The following is an 18,463-nucleotide window of genomic DNA, read 5'->3' on the forward strand; positions in this document are numbered from 1 at the left end:
CATCCCCTTCCTTATTTTCTGGAGGCCACTGTAAACGTAGTCTCCGTCTTGGCACCGTCCCCTGTCTCGACAACAAAACTCCATGTTCCTTCTGTTGTCCGAGTACCAACAAACCAGTTCCATTCAATAATTCCATTCTCATCTGCAGTGGCCCAGCCGATGTGCTTCGCAGAACTTTCACCTGACTTGTAAAATATCGTTAAGTTGGCTGTCGCTCCTGGTTCTACCTTCACCTTGATCGTTGCATTGTTGCCTATGTATGCCGGGTCAGGCTTCAATAGTAGCGTTGCTGAACCCGCAGTATCCCCGTCTCCTCCACTACCATCTGATCCTTCTCCGGTATCTCCAATCCATACCCGTTCTGCCGCAGCAGCCTGAATCCGTAGCGGTTTACTGAGAAAGGGAACTTTTATAGGCAATTCATAACTCAGTTCAAGTCGGAAATATGGTTTTGTTTTGTTTTTGAGATCAGGTATCGAAATACCATTCACATGAACACGTTCCATATTCAGCAGCGTTGGCTCGATAAATGGTTGAAGCAGCGGTTTTACCGTGGGATCAAGTACGGTTTCCAAGACGGATGTCTTGATCTCCTGTAGTGGCTGTTCACCGCTGGCCGCCGCTGAACGTACCCAATCACTTAATGGCTCGGGTAGAGATGAAGCATAACCTTCTGCCCATTCCGTCAGAGATAACTCTGGTATGTTCAAACCCCCTCCAGAACCTTCTCCGCCGGCAGAATCAGAAGGTGTGAATGCAAGGGAAACGGGATATATTTTCGTTGATAACTGCTTCACCGCTTCCCCCGCCGTGCTTTGTAACGCTGTGGAGATTAGAGTCATTTGCACTATGAAGATGAGAAACATGATAAAGAACAAGAAGACAGGTAACACCAGTGAAGCTTCCAGAACCATACTGCCCTGTTCCTTTTTTGGAGAACATATCTGCTTTTTGAGAGACTTCAAACGCTGCAATCTGATTATTCTTGTTAAACGAATCTGCATTTGTGCGCTTTCTTTTTCATAATGTTGCTGCTTATCCATAATCCCTCCACCGAAACGATCCTAATTATTCAATAGGAATAATCCGCCTTCCGCTCAATGAAAAATCGCCCATCTTCAACCTGGTCCGCACTACCCATAACTGCACCTATGCTTTTAACCACCCCTGGTAAAAACCACAGCTTGATACTACTGCGCATGTTACCCGAAGCATACGTCTGTTTCTCATCTGGATTCACACCCGTATTCAATCGAATTAGCGCCAGCATTCTGGACATTTTGCGTTCATTGTTGCTATGCATCAATAGGAACAATCGGAGATGGTCCCTGTACGTCAGTTTGACTTTGATATACTTGGACAATTCCACACTGCCCTCTTTTGCTAGTTTCACCATATCCGCGATGGCGTTTGTAATCCCGTATAAGATGGCCGCCGATAATACCAGAAGTGGGTTCCCAAGCTTGCTGTGCTCAATTAACCCTTCTGCCGTCCGAATAGCCAGCCGCATCCCAAAGATCTCCGCATATGCTGCAGCGATGTTACCCGAAGGATTATGAAACCCATAAACGATATACTCCAGTTCCTGATTCTCCAATTTGAAGACATCACCAGCATCTCCACCACCTTCAGTCCAGGTAAATAACTGACCAAAATCCATGGAATTGAAATAGGCTAAAGCATATTCATTCTGAAATAATTCGTCGCCAAGACTGTCCAGCAGACCGGACATCCCGCCAAACAAACTGTCCATTCCCTTCATGGCATCGCCACCAGAGTCATAGGGATCTCCAGCAATCTCTGCCTTTTTGGCTTCCTCACGACTAGCCTCGTTAAAAGAAATATTAGCGTTGTAATATTCCTCCAACTGTTTGAAAGCGTCCATGGAACCCGAACTTCCATTCTGAATCTGCGACAAGATTCGTTTGACTTCCTTCAATTTCCCTTTGGATTCTTTGTCATTCGCTTTGCGCTGGGCATCCGACCCACGACCACTCTCCAGCTGCTGCTTACTTTGGAGGATGAGATTGGCAGGACCGCTACGTACATAGGTGTCCATATATCGTTCCGTAACCTGACTTGCCTGTCTGACCGCCGGTTTAATCGGAACACCGCTCATGGCCGTGACACTGCGAAGCTGTGTATTCAATTCCATGTTGTCTCTTCTGACGTTAGAGAAGTCCGAATTCTGAGAAACAACCCGTGCCTTCAACTGATCAAATAGGCTATCTGCCCTCACAAGCTCCGAAGCAAGAGAACGTGTACTTTTGGCTTCAGTGCCTGATCCAGTAGATGCAGGACTCGTTCCAGGCAGATTCGAGTTGCCGACGTTGTCATAGCTCGCATTCTGCGAACGGTTCTCCCCCTCCGCGATCACACGTTTCATTTCCTCATTAATCTTGCGTGCTTCTTCGATTTTGGACTGTGCCTCCTCCAACTTCGTTTGATGGGCCTGTAACGCCGGTTGTATGATCATGCTGATGCCTGTCACCACATTACCAACACCAGTCCGATAACGAGCCAGTTCCAATATGTATTGTTGCTCTCTGAACGGCAGTCCCTCATCTGCCTGTTTCTTGTTTAGATAATCTGCATAACGTGCCGCCGCCTCGGCAGCTGTCTCTGGTGTTTCTTCCAACATTTCTTCATAGATGGCCTGTGAAGGCGGGTCCATGATCAACTTTGGAAGATTCTTCAGCTTCTCCGCGGATTCCGTCTGATTGGCAATGGCTTCGTCCAGTAGTTCTTCACGTTTGTCATATAACTTCTGTAATTTTTTCAGCAAGTCTACCGTGTGCGCGGCTTCCTTCATCTCATCCGATATCGGTTTGAACCGATTGATCACTTCAAGGGTAAAATCAACCGGAGCCCGATACTTCATATCCTCCTGAATCTGGCGATTAAATATATCGTATCTGCCCAGTTCACGCTCCATGCTCAGCGAAGTTGTATCCCACTGGATATCCAGAATGGGGAATCCATCTTTTACAGCTGGAGGCTTCACGCTATCATTCAACACTTTAGCCATAATCGCATCCCCACTGCTGTCGCCATATCCGAATAAACCATACTCCCGGAGTGATGTGTCATAGGCTGACATGACGGATCTCATCGCAGCATGTGTCATGCGTTCGGTCTGCACCTTGAATGCCGCTATACGAGCGTAATCAATAAATATAGCGACAAACATATAAACTCCAGCCAATATTAATATTAAAAAAAGGGTTACGGCTCCCAATTCACCGTCTTTTTTTCTAAACAGCTCCGCCCTCCTCCTTTTCTCACTTTTTGCTTTTGCCAAAATGCTGCACAACCTGTCCGGCTTCCGCTGCAGTACTCGCGGCTTCACCGCCCTTGCCTTTAAACTTGGCTGCGTAATAACGGACCAGATCTACCGTTCGAATGAATTCAACCGGTTCAACAACTGCGGACGATCCTTGAGTGAGGACACGGTTACCTGAATCGAACAAAAAAGAAGGAAGAGGCAAAGAAATTACCTGGTCCAACTTAGTTGTTACTTTCCGCTGAATCAGAGAATTCTGATACTCAATCGTTCCTTTCATAGCTGAGGGCATATGTTGCACCGCTTGTGCCAATTTCTGTTCCGAGAGATTGCCGCCTTCACCAGCAGGTATAGAAACGCTAACCTGATTATCCGCTCCCGCCCAGCCAAACAGCGCTCCAAGCATACGATCGTCCGTCAGTCTCCAGTACAGATTGTCATGTTCTCCAACACCATATTCACCTGTCATCGCCTGTTTGTGGCTGTTGTCCCAGCTATAGGCTGCACGTTCGGAAGCTGCATAAGCATGTTGATTCAGGAATGTCTTTTGATACATGTACATGGTGAAGAAGAGTAACAACACAAGAATAAACAGCACAACAGGGAAGATCAGGGAGGCTTCAACGGTGAAGCTCCCTTCTTCCTTCTTCAGCCTGTTAACCCGGGAAAAATTCATTACTTTTTGTATCCACTTTGCTAAGAAGAGACTTGATTAGTGCCGTTATTTGGTCTTTAAAAATCAAAGCAATAATGATAATAACCCCGATAATCAGTATCAGCTCCAACGTGCCGAGTCCGTCCTCTTCCTCCCAGAATCCGCTTACCTTGTTCTTCAATACTTCCATCATCCCAATTCCTCCTACATATTCATCATCATAAAAGCAGGTGCCCCGATCATGACCACAATCGTAAAAAAGATCAGTACCATCGGAAACACCAGTTTGGAAGAAGCCTGTTCTCCCTTCGCCCGACTGACGGCCTTACGTTTCTCCCACAACACATGTGACAGATCCCGCAGCGCCAATACAAAGTCACCTCCCCCACGCCGGAAATTAAGCAGCACCGTTGTTGTAAAAATCGTCACTTCTTGTACACCGCAGCGGCGACTGAACTGTTCAAATGATTGTTGAAACGAGTAACCATTATTCCAATCTCCCACGGTCTTTCTGAGTTCGTTGTACAGAGGATGATCGCGTTCCCCCTGGCTTGTTACACAGTGAACGATGGCACGCTGCACGGTCTCCCCAGCGCCCACTAATAGAACAATTCGGTTCAGCAGCTCGGGCAGCTCCATAAGGATGTCCTGATCTCTCCGCTGGACCTTGGTATTGAGGTCTTTATAGAGTGCAAAAGGTAACGCTGCACCGAGCGCGAGCCCACCTACCATACCTCCGATGCCCATATCTCCAACGAGTGATAACAGGCAGCCCACCAGCAGCATGAGCCACGTATAGGTCAACATTTCAGCGCAATACAGCATCGTTTTCTCTCCACTGTGCTGTATGCCATACATTTTCTGAATGGCATGTTGCATTCGAAACATGAGCACTGGCAATCTGCGTCCAATCTCGAACTTGTCCAATAGAAACAGGAAAGGGCCATGCATTTTTTTCAGTCGTAATCCTTCCATATCCAGCTTGCGCAGATGCCGGTAGGTCTTCCCCCGGGTTCGATCCAGCACCAGCCATCCCGCTCCGAGCATCCCTGCGACTATAACGGGAAGCAGCATCGTTTCAGCTCCTTATACTTTGATATCCATTATTCGAGTAACCCACAGATAACAGCAGGCCAGTACTGCCAATGCACCACTAGAGATGAGATATCCCATCCCGCTATATAGCGGCTCCATAAAGTCCTTGGCGGTCAGATTGAGGAATATCAGAAAAATAAATGGAGCGGCAAACATCACTTTTGATTCGAACTTTTTCTGCGATACCGCGACCATAATATCCTGCTGAATGTCCAGCTTCTCACCAATCACCGCAGAGGTACGACGCACAACCTCAACCAGATCCCCGCCAGTTCGTTTGCACGTAATGAACACATCTGCAAAATTCGTAATATCCTCAATCTGAGCCCGATCCGAAAAATCCTGTAGCGCCTCTTCGATTGGTTGTCCATACTCCATCCGTGTCCGCAATATCGTGAACTCACGAATCAGATCGGTATCCGCTTCCGGGTTCAACATCCGCAGATCCTCTACGGATTCCTTGAATCCATTTTCCACCGATTTGCCTGCGGCAAGTGCCGAAGATAATGCATACAACGCTTGCTTAAAATGTAAACTGAGTGTCATTCTTTTTCGTTCCAACAGCACTTTAGTCCAATGTTTTGGTACCCATATGCAACCCGCAGCCAGGATCGCTCCAGCCAACCAGTGATGGTAGAACAGAATTCCAATGCCAAAAAACAGCAGACCACTAATCAGCATACAGACCATTCGTTGTCTCCGGGAAAGCGTATATACGGTGTAATCCGTCAACATCTGTCTGGCTTCACCCAACAGTAATCACCTTCCAATGACTTTAATTCACGTTGTTATATGATGAATCTGTTTCAACACTATATTGTTCTATGTATTCATCCAGCCATTCCCCGAGCCCAGCCATCTGAATTTTATCCACCTGATTCAACTTTCCAACCTTTACTAATCCACCAATAATTTTGCCTTCACGCTCTTCTTGTTCCTGGAAACGAAACAGTGGATTCAGCATAACCTCACCGTTCTGCATGCCAATCACTTCACTAATCTCTGTCACCCGCCGTGAGCGGTCTCGTAGCCGGGACAGATGTACAAAAATATCGATTGCTGAACTAATCTGCTGCCTTACAACCGTAATAGGAAGATCTGCACCGCTAAGTACCATCGTTTCGAGTCTGCTAATCATGTCCGAAATGGTATTCGCATGCCCTGTAGACAATGATCCATCGTGGCCAGTGTTCATGGCCTGCAACATATCCAGCGCTTCTGCGCCCCTTACCTCACCAATCACAATCCGGTTTGGACGCATCCGTAAGGAAGATTTGATCAGATCCCGAATAGATATCTGTCCCTTGCCTTCGGTGTTAGCATTCCGCGTTTCCAGTGATACCAGATTCGGTACCGTAACAATCTGTAGCTCAGCCGAATCCTCAATGGTAATAATCCGCTCATCGGCAGGGATGAACTGTGATAATGCGTTCAGAAAGGTCGTTTTTCCCGATCCGGTCCCGCCTCCAATGAAAATGTTGTATTTGCTCTGTACCAACTGCTGCAATAATTCTGCCGCTTCTTCATGCAGGGCTCCCTTTTCAATCAGATCAGACATCTTCATCGGTTCACTGGGGAATTTACGAATCGTCATCGTGGGACCTTTCAAGGCAATAGGAGGCAACACGATATTGACCCGCGAACCATCCTTTAAACGGGCATCTACGATTGGAGAAGACTCATTCACAATCCGGTTTACCCCGGACACAATCATCTGGATAATATCCTCGAGTCGTTCCCTGGACTCAAATTCAAGGGTGATCTGGCTGACTTCACCTTCCTGCTCCACAAAAATCTCCTTGTGACTATTGATCATAATTTCCGTAATATCGGGATGATCCACAAGCGGCTGCAAAATATCCAATCCACGAAAGGAGTCAAACAATCGCTGTACCAGCGTATGACGCTCTCCTGAGGTCAGATCATCCAGCTTCGGGTCAGTGAGAACTTTGCGTTCTATCCCCTGCCACAGTTCATCATCTCCTGCGGAAGAGGTTAAATCGAGGCCAGCCCTGACTTCCCTGCGCATCATCTGAAACTGTTCTTCACGATCCAGTATTCTATTGGATGAATCCGTCATAGTGCCCACCGATCCTGCTTCTGAATTCGTCCGGTCTGCTTCAATTCTTCTTCGCCATCTTGTACCAGCATGGCACATAATCTCTTCACTTCACGTTGGAAGATCGGAGAACTAAGCATGACTTCCTCCTGACTGAGTTGCTTCCAAGAAGGGATATAGGGCAACACTGCATCCAGATGCAGATCAGGGCGTGGGAGTGCATTGACGACATTGTCCCGATATTTGTTAACCACAAAGCGTGAACGGTCCAGCATACTTTCGTATAGATCTGGTTTCGTACGCTCAGCATGCTGTAACCATTGTCCCCATCGATGCATGGCAGATATATCATCCTCGACCAACCAGACAAATGCATCTGCTGCATCCAGCACCCCTTCACTGCGCCCATCCCAACCGGAATCCCCATCCAGAATCAACACGTCATATTGTCCGCAATCCGTTAAATAACGAAGCAGATTCGACGTATCCTCACGAGTCATTTGCAACAGTTCTTTCCGATTCGATAATGGCCAGAACACATCGGATTTCAGCGCTTCATGCCGGACCACATATCCATCTACGCCCTTCGATTGTAGCTGTAACTGCTTGCCCGATTCTTTCCTGCCCACCTTCAGATCGTATAACAGGCGGGACAATCCCATCTCCGCATCCGGGTGGCGCTGCCCACTTCTAGTTAGTCCCTTTTCCAGAAACGGGAGCGTGCTGTCCAGCGTCTCCAGATTCAGATAGAGAACAGCATAACCTGCAAGTCCCAATTGCTTCGCCATATGCAGGGCTACTGCCGTTTTGCCACTTCCACCAGAAGCGGATACTACACCGATGGAGAGAGTCTCTTGCCCCGGATGGTGAACCTTCTTACGACGTGGCTGCCGGCAAGCATGCATCACAGCATCCAGCAAAGCAGGCAAGGGTTGATATTTCATCAGCCGCTTGGCCTCATCCACCTCTTCCATCCCTTCACTAAGCATTAGCCAAGGTACACCTGAACCTTCTCCCCCGTTATTCAGCCAGTCATTCAGAAACTCCGGTTCCGCAATAACCAGATCCGGTAATTCTCGACCTTCTTGCTCATTCATGTGATCCTTGAACGAATCCCCTTGGGAGAATGCCGTGAAACGCACATGGAGACCAGCCGAATTTCCCTGTACATAATCAAGCCAGGCGCTAATGTAATCTCTATCCTTTGAAACCAGAACAACCTTCAGTACAATCAATTTTTCCTTCCCTCCCTGTCAAAAAGCACAAAAAAGCACCGTCCAATAACCGCATGAATATGCAGTATATGGACGGTGCTTCCGTCACGTGCTATGAATGTATGGATAATATAGCATACAATTTCTGGGGGAGCAAGGGATTTATTCTAACCCATTTTCCCTTAAGAGTTATACGGTGAATCAAACTCAATAATGTTACGATCAGGATCAAGTACAAAAATCTGTGCGAATCCAGCCACACTGTCAGGTCTCGCTTCATACTCAATTCCCTGTTGCTCCAGCCAGGCTATAGTCCCTGAATAACTGGTGACCCAGATCGCAAAGTGACCGTCTGTAGTATCAATCCCAGCCTCACGTAATGTGTGACCCTCCGGGTGCTGTAACAGATGAAGCTGCTGGCTACCGATGGCATACCATGTACCTGTGGAGCGGAAAGGCGGACGTTCAATCTCCTGCATTCCCAGTAACCCCGAATAGAATTTCTTCGCGATTTCCAGATCACGTACAGCCAGACTAACATGGTGGATGTGTGCATATTCAATCATCTTTTATCTCCCCTTTTTACTTCAATATGACTATACTATAACACCTTGAACCCTGACCATAATCTCCGCTAAACAGAAAAACACCCCTGATTCTAATCCGGTAAACCTCTCGGCTCACACAGATCTAGTTCAGAGGTGCCTGTTTTATTTAGCGCTATCCAATGCTTCTTGTGGAATCTTGATCTCTTCCACTTGATCGTGGTTAGAAAATGTACTGTTCATCTTCATGTCCATCGTCATTTTCTGTCCATTCTGTTCCATCTCCATAACCATGGTTACGTCCGTACTTGCAGGCAGGTAGGTTTCTTTGTTGATTATGTATTTCATCTTCATGCTGGTGATATTCATCTGATCAAGCATGGCTTGCATCTGGGCATCTGATCCGTTTTGCTCCATCACGGCTTTGGCCAGTTCCTTCACGTTATCACCGGATACGTCAGCGTTAATCACATAATTGTCGCCTTCTTCGGTCACTTCAGTATCTTCTTCGATCTTTTTGAATTGCTCCAATTCACCTTCGGGATTCATGCTTGCTTTCATCTGCTCAATCAGTTCCTTGGTTTGAGCTTCAGGAATCGCAACCCATTGATCCCCAACTTGAGAGTAGATTTTATCCGAAGTGATATACTGCTTCACGTTCTGAGCTTCCTGTCCCGACATCTCCATTTTCATCTCTTGATAGATCATCATTGGATCTTTGATAATATCCATCTTGAGCGATGTTTTAACCTGTTGATCCTGGGACTGTTCACCAGCATCCAGTTTCAGATTCTGATCAATGTTTGCTTCAGTTGTGAAGCTTTTCATTTCTTTGGTTGCTGCATTGGTTTTAGTAATCAATTCGTCCAAGGTAGGGATCTTTGTTTCCTGCTCTGCAGGTGTATTACCCTCGTTAGATGTTTCATTGTTAGTCGCTGGCGGCGTTGCCGTATTTTCTGTGTCGTTACTGCATGCTGCCAAGCTCACTGCTAATAATGCCCCGATAAATAATGTAGTCCACTTCTTCAAGTTGTTGTCCTCCCAAAATAGATATGATCTGTAGTCATTACCCAATTATTTCCGTTATTAATCATAAAAATCGATCTTTGATCTCCGGTGTAGGCAACATGCACGCTTCATCCTTGCCAAACCAGCGATAACGGTTGCGAGCAACCCAGTTATAGACTGCATTACGAATAAATTTCGGCACAATAATGAACACATATAACAATGGATAAGGAAACTTTAGACCTTTGGCCAATCGCAGTGCAGCGGTTGAACGTGTATAGTATTTTCCATTTTCAATCAGAACAAAGGTGTCCATACTGTCTGTCGACAAATTGCCTTTCTTCAGCAATTCCTTGGCTACATCCGATTGAAGCGATGCAAAATGATATTTCCCTTCCTGGTCACGCTTGATAATCCATTTGGTTAAGCCCTGGCAGAAGTGACAGACGCCATCCACCAGTACGATGGGATGCCCCTGATGCACATCCGTTTGATTTGCTGTCATATTGGCTGCCTCCTATTGTTGCGGTTAGAGTAACTTACCCAATCTGGGCCTTCTTGTTCACTAATTCTAAATTTATTTCTTCTAGATGTAGTTCAAAAAGACTGAAAACTGCTCTTTTTGAACACGCACTAATGGGAAATATAAAGAAAAAGAGCGCAGGCATTGTGCCCACGCTCGTATGTGTCCGACAATTACTCCGTAACTGCCTTTTCCATCCATTGGTCATCGATCATCTGTTGATGCAGGTCACTTGCCCACTGGTCCATACATTTGCAAATGAAATCTTTGCGACATACTGGACAAGGGGTTTTCTGCAGACGGCTGATATTGGTCATCTTCCATTCCGGGGAACGGGAGTAGAATACACGGCATTTTGTACCGTCTACCAAATTCATTTTGAATTCGTACAATCCGTCTTCCTTGTTACCATAAGCTAATTCTAAATCTGCAATACGCGGTCTATAAGACATGGATATCACCTGTTTAATTCAAATTTGGTTCATGCATTGACACTACTCAGTACTAAGTTATATTAAAGAAAATTCAGATCAATGTCAACTCGCGCATGTCTACCCGCCAAACAGAATATCCAGAATAGTCCCTACCTGCCCCTGTTTTTTCCCTTTCAAGACATCCGGATCAAATACTTCAACATACCCGCAGGAAGCACAAGCCACGAACAGGTAGTGGTTATGCTGTATATCGAACATCTTGCTCAGGCCTGCTCCTGACATGGAAAATTCCTTAATGTTACAATCCGTGCCCCTGCATTTTGTACACACAAATCGCCGCTCGATCATCTCTTCAATACTCATCTTCGTTCCCCCTTTATGGAATGTGTAGCATGAAGTGGGAGTGCAATTATGTAAAATAGTACGCGATCTGGCATCTAATCTCCTGCATCATGTCCTTATATGATAATCAACACAAAACCCTGCCGATTTCCAGCAGGGCTTTGTTGTCGAACATCAGGTATCTGGGATACCCTGCTCTATATGTTCCCTTTACTTTCCGGGAAGCAAATCTTAGACTACGTTTAAAACAACATCAATGTTGCCACGTGTTGCTTTGGAATATGGACAGAAATCATGTGCCTTGCGGGCCAGATCTTCTGCTTGACTGTGATCCACACCAGGCATACTCACGTCCAGACGAACAGACAGCTGGAAACCGTCATCCGCAGGGTCTTTACCAATGGATACGTTACTTGTAACGACCACATTCTCCAATTTCACACCTGCTTTACGTGCTACATTGGCAAGGGCACTTTCATAACATGCTCCATATCCAGCGGCAAAAAGCTGCTCAGGGTTAGTACCCTCACCACCGGAACCTCCAAGCTCTTTTGGCATTTTCAGATCATGTTTAAGCACGCCATCCGAAGAAGTCACCGAACCTGTACGTCCACCTTTAACTGTCGCTACTGCTGTATATAAAGCTTCCATTAAGAATCTCTCCCTTATCCATATAGTTTTAACTGCCTTCCTTTCAATTTAAACTTCTGGCTCATTTTGAAACGCAATTTTATATCTTTATCAGCTTTTACAACTTTATTATTTTCATGCATTTCAACGCCATGGCTGTATTTTCCTAAGGTTGGGTAATATACGAAGGGGATCTTCAAATTAGAACCGAAAATTTTGTGTTAATACATAAAAGTTGCACTAGACAAAAATTATTGAAGGAGTACAATGTAACAATAAACATAAAAATTTAGATATATCATGAGCGGGTTGTCCTGCAACAATATTTCCAAATCAATAATTCAAAGTCAGGTGATTATCGTATGAGTAAAAAAAATCCGTTCAACGCTCCTTCAAGAGAATCATTGTCTACTGCGGGCATGGCCCCTTCCCTTGGAGAAGCACACAGTTCCATGAAAGTTCCGCAGAATGCTGCATGGTGGAAGAAATTCCTCGCCTTTGCAGGCCCAGGATACCTTGTTGCCGTAGGTTACATGGACCCCGGGAACTGGGCAACAGATATCGCAGGCGGCTCGCAGTTCGGGTACACCTTGTTATCCGTTATCCTGTTATCGAACCTGATGGCCGTTGTCCTTCAGTCGCTGGCTGGCAAGCTCGGCATCGTCACTGGACGTGATCTGGCTCAAGCCTGTCGTGAACGATTCAGCATGCCTGTTGTTATGATGTTATGGATTCTGTGTGAGCTTGCCATTGCAGCCACCGATCTGGCTGAAGTCATTGGTTCTGCCATCGCGTTAAAGCTGTTATTTAACATCCCCATGTTATACGGCGTTATTATCACCGCAGTTGATGTACTCCTGATTCTTGTACTGCAAAACAAAGGCTTCCGCGCTTTGGAAACTCTTGTCATTGTGCTGATGGCAACCATCGCTCTCTGCTTCGGGATTGACCTCTTCCTGGCGAAACCTGATATGGGCGGTGTTCTCCATGGTTTTGTACCAAATGTTGAGATTCTGCAAAACCCGGCCATGCTCTATATCGCCATTGGTATTATCGGAGCAACCGTGATGCCGCATAATCTGTACCTTCATTCTTCTATCGTGCAGACCCGTCAGATCGAACAGACACCACAGGGCAAAAAAGAAGCCATTCGGTACTCGACCATGGATTCTACAATCGCGTTGACACTGGCCCTGTTCATCAATGCGGCCATCCTGATTGTATCTGCTGCTGTATTCCACAGTGTTGGTATGACGCAGGTTGCCGAGATCGCAGATGCCTATCATCTACTGACACCTCTATTGGGTACTACGGTTGCAAGTATTCTGTTCGGTGTGGCGCTGTTAGCATCAGGTCAGAATTCTACCCTTACAGGTACACTCGCTGGGCAGATCGTTATGGAAGGTTTCCTGAACATTCGAATTCCCGCTTGGCTGCGCAGACTGGTCACACGTCTGATCGCCATCATCCCGGCGGTAATTGTCACAGCCATTGCAGGAGAACATGGAACAGAAGAACTGCTCATTTTGAGCCAGGTCGTGCTGTCTCTTCAATTACCTTTTGCTGTAATCCCTCTGGTGATGTTCACGAGTGATAAAAAAAGCATGGGTGCATTCGCCAACAAATTGTGGCTCAAAATCATCTCATGGGTCATTACAGCTGTTATCGTTATGCTAAATGTATATCTGATCATTCAGACGATCCGCTTGTTCTAATCTCATTCTAATCGACTAAATACTAAAAAGGCTGATCAACTCCGGTATGCTATACCCAAGTTGATCAGCCTTTATTGTTGCAATCCAATAAGCAACCATCTGAATCTAATCCTGATTTGGTATCAGTAACGGCAGGAGCTGATCCAATGAATCAACAGTCCACTCCGCACGTTGGTCATCCGATAGTTCTGGCTGGAATCTTCCGTAACCCTGCATAATTCGAATCGTACGCATGCCCAGCTTCCGAGCTGGAATGATATCGTTATCAATCCGATCCCCGACCATGACGGCTTCCTCCGGTTCACAGCCGGCCTGTTTCAAGGCCACCGCGTATAGCTCAGGGTCTGGCTTGGACACCCCTTCTTCAGCCGAACAGGCCAGAACGTCAACATACTTCCGCAATCCGTAACTCTCCAGTCTCTCTTCCGTTCCAGGACTCTGATTGGCAATAATGCCAATACGATAATGCCGTGACAACTGCTGAAGAACGGAATCCGCTGAAGGAAAAGGACGTTCAAGATCTTTTTGAAACTTCAGCTTGTCCTGAATCTGTTTCTGGTGTCCCTCGTCTTCAACGAATGTGCGAATCGCCACTCTCATAGGCCATTGCTCATATTTTCGGTAACAGTTCGCGAACAGTTCGCGTACCGCCTCAATCTTCACCGGATACCCCAAAGCACAAGCTTCACGGACGAACTGTCCGATAATATCATCAACCGGCTCCCATTCATCCACCAGCGTATCTCCAACATCAAAAAACAACCATTTCAATCCACCTACATCCGGCACGCCAATTCCTCCTTGTAAGCATAAAAAAGAAGACTCACCATTTTGCATGAGTCTCCTCAAACTTCCGTTTATCGATACATTCAATTATAACAGGCACCTTACACCTGGGCAATCACAAGCTATGGCATTAACCATTGAGGAGAAAGCCAACTTCCCCATTGAGCGAATATACAATCCGGTCTGCGCCCATGCCCCGATAGATGCCCTTAGGATGACTCTGCTCCGTAATGACGCACAGGGATTTCGATGTCCATGAACGGCAGATCTGTAAATAACGACAGGTCAGATTCAGGCTGTTCTCGAAAATAAACACGTTGCCTACGCTGCCCTGCGGCAAAAACCATTTTTGAGCTGCAGCCGTATTCATGCGAATGACATGTTCTACTCCGATTCTACGGAGTCTGCGCTCTTCCCCTGCACTGTTGGTTAGAACGGCAAACGGCATTTTTTTGTACATCAGCAATTTGATAAATTTGCGTCCTGCTTCATTTGGAGCAGTCACTAAGATCATCTCAGTATCCATCATTCGTTCCTCCCTTGGCGTGAAAAGACAACAAAAAAGAAGCGTGGGGGACCAAGGCCTCCCGAACGCTTCTTAAAGAACCCATGGCGAAAACGCCATGAACCAGCGTACGGCTTGTTGCCTCTCCCTTTAACGCTTACGAGGTTAGCTGACGGATTCGGGCGCGAGAGTCGCCCTATTTCCGGCTGTCACCGGAAAATTCACCCCATGAATGCCCACTGTCCTGGACAGCGCATTCCGTTGGTTCCCCCGTTTCCCATTCATCAATGAATGGAAACTCAGCGATTAAAACATCGTTCGTATATCTTAAGGTAAGATCGAGCGATATTATCGTTTGTTTCGTTTTTCAAGTACAATTTAGTTTAAATTGAAATTACGTTATGAATCATACACCCCCGCCATGACGGTGTAAAGTCCTGACAGATCACCGAATCGGCAGATTTTTGCCAATACTCGTTCATAATAACGCTTACAATAAGGTTATACTCTATCCATCTCTTCAAGGCTATCTAATTCTCACTCTGACGAAAATCACTTCGCAATTCATTCACGTATTCAGCACAACTTGCCTGTTTTGATTCTTTTAACACCATATTAATTTTGCAATATTTAATTGTAACCAATATAATAGAAGATATAAGAGTATATAAATGGAGGCGATTTAGATGACAGTCTACGATTACAAAGTGAATACCCTTCGCGGTCAAGAAGTTGAAATGTCCGACTATCGTGACAAAGTGTTACTAATTGTGAATACGGCAAGCTCATGCGGCCTTACCCCTCAATTCAAAGGTCTGCAGGAACTGCAAGACAAGTTCAAGGATGCACCATTTGAAGTCCTTGGTTTTCCAAGTAACCAGTTTGCACAGGAAAAAGGTTCTTCAGATGAAATTGCCGAGTTCTGTCAGATGAATTATGGCGTGAGCTTCCCCATGTTTGAGAAAATTGATGTGAACGGCTCAAGCGCTCACCCTCTTTTCCAACACCTTAGCACAGAAGCTCCTGGCCTGCTCGGCTCCAAATCAATCAAATGGAATTTCACCAAATTCCTTGTGGATCAGAACGGACAGGTACTGAAACGTTATGCTCCCAAAACAACACCGGACAAGATTGAAGAAGATATCAAGAACTTGCTGCAAAAATAATACATTGGCCACCCGTAGCCGGAAGGTAGAGCACGATTGCCCCGGTAATGGATGGCCTTTTTTTCTCAACTTTGATGTCATACTGTTCGAAAAAGACAAAAAAAGAAGCTTTCCAATAACGGAAAGCTTCTTCTTAATCGTTCATATGATGCGGTCGAGAGGACTCGAACCTCCACGGGCATACGCCCACTACCCCCTCAAGATAGCGTGTCTGCCATTCCACCACGACCGCATGTCGTAAATAATCGGCAACAGAGTTGATTATACCGGGTTCAGAACTAAAAGTAAAGTATTTTTTAATACTTCTTTTTCAGCTAGGCATTATCCTCAAAAAACGCATATTCTCGTCATTTTTATCCATGAACTGCATATCATTAGATTTGATCCCCTCTTTTCCGGCTTGAGCTGATCTTATTGATTCATTTATATATAGTCCTCCCTACACTTCATCAAAAAAATAACACAATAAGTTATGTAAAGTAACACAATTATTAAATTAAAGATTTAATCCATTGAATTTAAATCACACTATTGACAAAAAGCGGATATTTATGGGATGATAACTATCATATAATTCGGATTTTTAAACACAAAGTAAACAAAAAGGAATATAAGTGTCACTTTAAGTTACATTTAACAAACACAGGAGGCGAATGATTGTGAACCGTGGGAATAAGCTGCTCGATTATGTCAAACTGCTTGATTCCTCTATTCAGGTTGGAGGGTTCACCCATTCCTTCGGCATGGATATCCATATCAGAGAGGGTACCATTCGTAATGCTGAAGATCTCGAATCATTCATGCGTTGTCAGTTGCATCCCAGCATTGTTCGCCTTGAAGGCATGGCCATCAAAGGCATCTATACCGCAGTAGATCACAAGGATACATGGCGGATAGCTCTGATCGACAAGCTCGTCCATGTTCAGCGAACCCCTGGAGATCTCAGAGAACAAGCTGCCGCCATGGGTAAACGATTGATCAGACTCGCACGTGCTCTGCACCCCTGGATTGATTTCAGCCAGCTCGAACAGATTTCTGCCAAATACGATTCGGTTGGCTGCCTCTCCACTGTTCACGCCTGGATTAACCACCACCTCGACATCCCGGTCGAGGAGGCGGTCCTTGGTTACCTGCATTCAGCCATGAATGCCTGCATAACCGAAGCCTCCAAAGTCATTCCCCTGAACAACGATACAACCAAGGATCTGATGGTCCGCCTGGCTACAGATCTGGAGAATGAATGGAAGACCGTCAGCGCCTCGGCTGCGGATGGACTGGCACAGCCAACCTCCATGTCCATGAAATCGTTTTTCCCCAGTTTCCATATGCTTGGAGCTGGACTTCATGCCTACAGGGCCTAATCCTCTTCCTCCTCATACCTGCTCCCCTTTATTCAGACAAACTAAAAAACACGCGGCAACCTCCTTGCCGACGTGTTTTTTTTCATTTTATTTGTTTTATTTACGTATTTACGCCATTTTCCATCACAAAATACACTTTTTTCCGTATTTTTTAATTGTTAGATGACGAATTTACGTATATAATGAAACATACAGCTCGCATTTCTATATATTCTACATGAAGAAAGGGCGGCTGAATACTACATTCCAACCAGGGGTGAACCCTTTTGAACAAGAAAAAACCAGTTACTCCGTTCGGATGGGCCATCAAACGACGGCTAACCGAACTTCAAGTGGACCAGAAGACCTTTTGTGAACAGCATGGCATCCCACCCTATCGTTTATCCAATCTTATTCACGGCACACGCAAAGCAACCCGATTCAGGCACCTGGTCGCTGATATTTTGGATATTCCAGATGAACTGAGATAAGATTTCTGCCAAAGGAGGGTCTCATCCATGAGACATGTTACATCTGATCTGGAGAGGCTGTCGTTCCAGTCCATACGTCACCAGCTCATCATCGTTGATCACAATTGGATTATCCAAAGTTGTAACCGTGCCTGGCAACAGGGACTCGGTCAATGCTCACCAAACCCGGATACACACAGTAGTCATAGACATTACCTGCACCTGACGGAAGCCTGGGCAAAACGAGGCAAGAACGCTAACATGGCACTTGTCGCACAGAATTTGAAAGAACGCGGAATACCCTTTAATCGAAATCATACATATGACATCTGCGTGTATACTGTATACAACGAAAAGAGGTGGTTTCGTGTAGAACTCACCCCTCTATCTTATGCAAATTCAATTCTGGATACCGATCTCGCTTTAATTGCACACATGGATATTACCGAACAAAGAAAGACAGAACACCAATTGAAGAAGGCATTGTCTGAAGTGCGCACATTGCGCGGACTGCTGCCTATTTGCGCCGTCTGCAAACAAATCAAGGACGAAGAGGAACACTGGAACTCCGTTGAGAGTTATCTGGAGAAGCATACCCACGCCGAATTCACCCATGACATCTGTCCGGAATGCATCCGGCGGTTATATCCGAAATACTCGAATATCCTGGACAAGCGTTCCTGAAACCTCTCT

The 18,463-nt window shown here is 45.8% G+C and carries 21 protein-coding genes, 1 tRNA gene and 1 riboswitch; of the genes, 5 read left to right on the forward strand and 17 right to left on the reverse strand.

Annotated features, from left to right (window positions below):
* Window positions 1-11: 11 nt before the first annotated feature.
* The 14 genes from D829_RS0116340 to D829_RS0116405 all read right to left on the reverse strand — a co-directional run bounded on the left by D829_RS0116340 (window position 12) and on the right by D829_RS0116405 (window position 11,809).
* Window positions 12-1,043, reverse strand: coding sequence for a hypothetical protein (locus D829_RS0116340; RefSeq protein ID WP_017689992.1), 1,032 nt, complete (start codon window positions 1,041-1,043; stop codon window positions 12-14).
* 29 nt (window positions 1,044-1,072) lie between these two features.
* Window positions 1,073-3,301, reverse strand: coding sequence for a hypothetical protein (locus tag D829_RS0116345; protein WP_241230785.1), 2,229 nt, complete (start codon window positions 3,299-3,301; stop codon window positions 1,073-1,075).
* Window positions 3,282-3,959: a TadE/TadG family type IV pilus assembly protein gene (locus D829_RS0116350; RefSeq protein WP_017689994.1), complete on the reverse strand. Its 678-nt coding sequence runs from the start codon at window positions 3,957-3,959 to the stop codon at window positions 3,282-3,284. The genes D829_RS0116345 and D829_RS0116350 overlap by 20 nt, the downstream gene beginning before the upstream one ends.
* A complete protein-coding gene (locus tag D829_RS0116355) occupies window positions 3,940-4,131 on the reverse strand; it encodes a Flp1 family type IVb pilin (protein WP_017689995.1) in 192 nt (63 codons plus the stop codon). Before D829_RS0116355 ends, D829_RS0116350 begins: the two co-directional genes overlap by 20 nt.
* An 11-nt stretch (window positions 4,132-4,142) precedes the next feature.
* On the reverse strand, window positions 4,143-5,012 hold the full coding sequence (locus D829_RS0116360; protein ID WP_017689996.1) for a type II secretion system F family protein: 870 nt from the start codon (window positions 5,010-5,012) through the stop codon (window positions 4,143-4,145).
* A gap of 12 nt (window positions 5,013-5,024) precedes the next feature.
* A complete protein-coding gene (locus D829_RS0116365) occupies window positions 5,025-5,786 on the reverse strand; it encodes a type II secretion system F family protein (RefSeq protein ID WP_017689997.1) in 762 nt (253 codons plus the stop codon).
* A 22-nt stretch (window positions 5,787-5,808) separates the two neighbouring features.
* Window positions 5,809-7,113 (reverse strand): ATPase, T2SS/T4P/T4SS family, encoded by a 1,305-nt coding sequence (locus tag D829_RS0116370; protein ID WP_017689998.1) that lies wholly within the window; start codon window positions 7,111-7,113, stop codon window positions 5,809-5,811.
* Complete coding sequence (locus D829_RS31220; RefSeq protein ID WP_017689999.1) at window positions 7,110-8,327, reverse strand: hypothetical protein; 1,218 nt, start codon at window positions 8,325-8,327, stop codon at window positions 7,110-7,112. The genes D829_RS0116370 and D829_RS31220 overlap by 4 nt, the downstream gene beginning before the upstream one ends.
* 161 nt (window positions 8,328-8,488) lie before the next feature.
* A complete protein-coding gene (locus tag D829_RS0116380) occupies window positions 8,489-8,872 on the reverse strand; it encodes a VOC family protein (protein ID WP_017690000.1) in 384 nt (127 codons plus the stop codon).
* Window positions 8,873-9,016: 144 nt separating this feature from the next.
* Window positions 9,017-9,880: a DUF6612 family protein gene (locus D829_RS0116385; protein WP_017690001.1), complete on the reverse strand. Its 864-nt coding sequence runs from the start codon at window positions 9,878-9,880 to the stop codon at window positions 9,017-9,019.
* 61 nt (window positions 9,881-9,941) lie between these two features.
* Complete coding sequence (locus tag D829_RS0116390; protein ID WP_017690002.1) at window positions 9,942-10,364, reverse strand: thiol-disulfide oxidoreductase DCC family protein; 423 nt, start codon at window positions 10,362-10,364, stop codon at window positions 9,942-9,944.
* 191 nt (window positions 10,365-10,555) lie between these two features.
* Complete coding sequence (locus tag D829_RS0116395) at window positions 10,556-10,834, reverse strand: hypothetical protein (RefSeq protein WP_017690003.1); 279 nt, start codon at window positions 10,832-10,834, stop codon at window positions 10,556-10,558.
* A 99-nt stretch (window positions 10,835-10,933) separates the two neighbouring features.
* Window positions 10,934-11,179, reverse strand: coding sequence for a zinc ribbon domain-containing protein (locus D829_RS0116400; protein WP_017690004.1), 246 nt, complete (start codon window positions 11,177-11,179; stop codon window positions 10,934-10,936).
* 210 nt (window positions 11,180-11,389) lie between these two features.
* Entirely contained in the window at window positions 11,390-11,809 is a 420-nt protein-coding gene (locus D829_RS0116405) for an organic hydroperoxide resistance protein (RefSeq protein ID WP_017690005.1), read from the reverse strand.
* Window positions 11,810-12,207: 398 nt separating this feature from the next.
* On the opposite strand from D829_RS0116405, the gene D829_RS0116410 reads away from it, so the two are divergent.
* Window positions 12,208-13,503, forward strand: a complete 1,296-nt coding sequence (locus D829_RS0116410; RefSeq protein WP_036661313.1) for an Nramp family divalent metal transporter — start codon at window positions 12,208-12,210, stop codon at window positions 13,501-13,503.
* Between the two features lie 105 nt (window positions 13,504-13,608).
* Here D829_RS0116410 and D829_RS31225 read toward each other — a convergent pair whose 3' ends face one another.
* Entirely contained in the window at window positions 13,609-14,292 is a 684-nt protein-coding gene (locus D829_RS31225) for an HAD family hydrolase (RefSeq protein WP_017690007.1), read from the reverse strand.
* Between the two features lie 127 nt (window positions 14,293-14,419).
* Window positions 14,420-14,818, reverse strand: coding sequence for a hypothetical protein (locus D829_RS0116420; protein ID WP_235193755.1), 399 nt, complete (start codon window positions 14,816-14,818; stop codon window positions 14,420-14,422).
* A 115-nt stretch (window positions 14,819-14,933) separates the two neighbouring features.
* A riboswitch (cyclic di-AMP (ydaO/yuaA leader) is annotated at window positions 14,934-15,109 on the reverse strand.
* Window positions 15,110-15,480: 371 nt separating this feature from the next.
* Between D829_RS0116420 and D829_RS0116425 the strand changes: the two genes are divergently transcribed.
* Window positions 15,481-15,960 carry a glutathione peroxidase gene (locus D829_RS0116425; RefSeq protein WP_017690009.1) on the forward strand — a complete coding sequence of 160 codons (480 nt, stop codon included), beginning with the start codon at window positions 15,481-15,483 and terminating at the stop codon, window positions 15,958-15,960.
* 149 nt (window positions 15,961-16,109) lie between these two features.
* Here the strand turns inward: D829_RS0116425 and D829_RS0116430 are convergent.
* Window positions 16,110-16,192 (reverse strand) — tRNA-Leu (locus tag D829_RS0116430).
* A gap of 427 nt (window positions 16,193-16,619) precedes the next feature.
* Between D829_RS0116430 and D829_RS31230 the strand changes: the two genes are divergently transcribed.
* The 3 genes from D829_RS31230 to D829_RS32485 all read left to right on the forward strand — a co-directional run bounded on the left by D829_RS31230 (window position 16,620) and on the right by D829_RS32485 (window position 18,454).
* On the forward strand, window positions 16,620-17,321 hold the full coding sequence (locus D829_RS31230; RefSeq protein ID WP_193748482.1) for an urease accessory UreF family protein: 702 nt from the start codon (window positions 16,620-16,622) through the stop codon (window positions 17,319-17,321).
* 266 nt (window positions 17,322-17,587) lie between these two features.
* Complete coding sequence (locus tag D829_RS0116440) at window positions 17,588-17,791, forward strand: hypothetical protein (protein WP_017690011.1); 204 nt, start codon at window positions 17,588-17,590, stop codon at window positions 17,789-17,791.
* Window positions 17,792-17,818: 27 nt separating this feature from the next.
* Window positions 17,819-18,454, forward strand: coding sequence for a hypothetical protein (locus D829_RS32485; RefSeq protein WP_017690012.1), 636 nt, complete (start codon window positions 17,819-17,821; stop codon window positions 18,452-18,454).
* Window positions 18,455-18,463: the final 9 nt, after the last annotated feature.

The organism is Paenibacillus sp. PAMC 26794 (assembly GCF_000316035.1).
In the GTDB taxonomy this organism is placed as follows: Bacteria; Bacillota; Bacilli; order Paenibacillales; family Paenibacillaceae; genus Paenibacillus.